The sequence below is a fragment of the Bacillus sp. 05T31 genome (assembly GCF_056396725.1).
In genome coordinates, this window is record NZ_JBFTMA010000804.1 from 1 (window position 1) to 1,824 (window position 1,824).

Here is a 1,824-nt window from a genome sequence, read left to right on the forward strand (position 1 = left end):
GGCTTTGAAGCGCTTGTAGCACAAGGTGATAAAGTGAAGCAAGGACAACCATTATTAAAAGTAGATCTTGCATTTGTAAAAGAAAATGCACCATCTATTATTACACCAATCGTCTTTACGAATTTACAACAAGGGCAACAAGTCGAATTGAAAAAAGATGGAAATGTTAAGAAGGGCGAAAACGCTATTATTGACATTCAGTAGGAATTTGACGCAAAATGTTTATAATTATAATAGGCGATGTGGTTGACCGAACATCGCCTATTATATACAATAGATGATGTAGTACTCACGTCTATACAACTAAAAAAATACTGTATTTGAAGGAGATAAATTATCATGGAAAAAATCTTTAAAGTAACTAGCGACTCAGGAATTCATGCTCGTCCAGCAACTCTACTTGTAAACACTGCAAGCAAATTTGGTTCTGACATYAACTTAGAGTATAACGGAAAAAACGTTAACTTAAAATCAATCATGGGTGTTATGTCTTTRGGAATTCAACAAGGCGCGGAAATTAAGGTCACTGCAAATGGTGATGATGCAGCTCAAGCACTAGCAGCTATCGAAGAAACTATGAAAAACGAAGGATTAGGAGAATAATGACTCTTAACATTCAAGGGATCGCTGCATCAAGTGGGATTGCTATTGCAAAGGCTTTCAGACTTGAGAATCCTGAATTTAACATTGAAAAGAAATCAATTACAGACGAAGCTGCTGAAATTGCACGCTTAGACGCTGCGCTTGAGAAAGCAAAATCTGAACTAGAAGCTATTAAGGACCATGCTTTTGCTGAGCTAGGTGCTGATAAAGCTGCTATCTTTGAAGCACATTTATTAGTATTAAATGATCCAGAATTAGTAAATCCAGTAAAAGATAAAGTAAATGGCGAAAAAGTAAATGCTGAATTTGCAATGGATGAAGTTGCATCAATGTTTATTTCTATGTTTGAAAACATGGATAACGAATAYATGAAAGAACGTGCTGCGGATATTCGCGACGTAACAAAACGTGTTYTTGCACATTTACTAGGAATTAACTTCTCAAACCCTGGTACAATTTCTGAAGAAGTAATCATCATTGCTGAAGATTTAACACCATCTGATACAGCTCAGTTAAACCGTAAGTATGCAAAAGGTTTCACAACTGATATCGGTGGACGTACATCTCACTCTGCAATTATGGCTCGTTCTATGGAAATTCCAGCTGTTGTTGGTACGAAAGTTGTTATGGAGAAAATCCAAAACGGCGATATCGTAATCATTGACGGTTTAGATGGAGAAGTAATTGTAAACCCATCTGAAGAAACTCTTCGTTCTTTTGAAGAAAAGAAAGCGAAATTTGAAGAGCAAAAAGTTGTATGGGCAAAATTAAAGGACCAAGCAACTGTAACAAGTGATGGACATCACGTTGAGCTTGTTGCTAATATCGGAACACCAAATGATGTACAAGGTATTATCGATAATGGCGGAGAAGGCGTTGGTTTATACCGTACAGAATTCTTATACATGGGCCGTGACAATCTTCCAACAGAAGAAGAGCAGTTCGAAGCGTATAAAGCAGTTCTTGAAGGTGTAAAAGAAGATCAACCAGTCGTTGTTCGTACACTTGACATCGGTGGAGATAAAGAACTTCCATACTTACATTTACCAAAAGAAATGAACCCATTCTTAGGATACCGTGCAATTCGCTTATGTCTTGATGAGCAAGATGTGTTCCGTACACAACTTCGTGCATTACTTCGTGCTAGCGTATACGGTAACTTAAAAATTATGTTCCCAATGATTGCAACTCTTGATGAGTTCCGTCAAGCGAAAGCAATCT

Annotated in this window: 3 protein-coding genes; all 3 read left to right on the top strand. The window is 37.3% G+C overall.

Annotation, left to right across the window (positions count from 1 at the left end):
* Nucleotides 1-204 (top strand): PTS glucose transporter subunit IIA (locus AC1DJR_RS28480; RefSeq protein ID WP_477004099.1); only part of this gene is annotated, 204 nt, incomplete at its 5' end.
* A 135-nt stretch (nucleotides 205-339) separates the two neighbouring features.
* Nucleotides 340-603, top strand: a complete 264-nt coding sequence (ptsH, locus tag AC1DJR_RS28485) for a phosphocarrier protein HPr (protein WP_002033915.1) — start codon at nucleotides 340-342, stop codon at nucleotides 601-603.
* Nucleotides 603-1,824 (top strand): phosphoenolpyruvate--protein phosphotransferase (gene ptsP / locus AC1DJR_RS28490; protein ID WP_477004100.1); only part of this gene is annotated, 1,222 nt, incomplete at its 3' end. The genes ptsH and ptsP, both read left to right, overlap by 1 nt.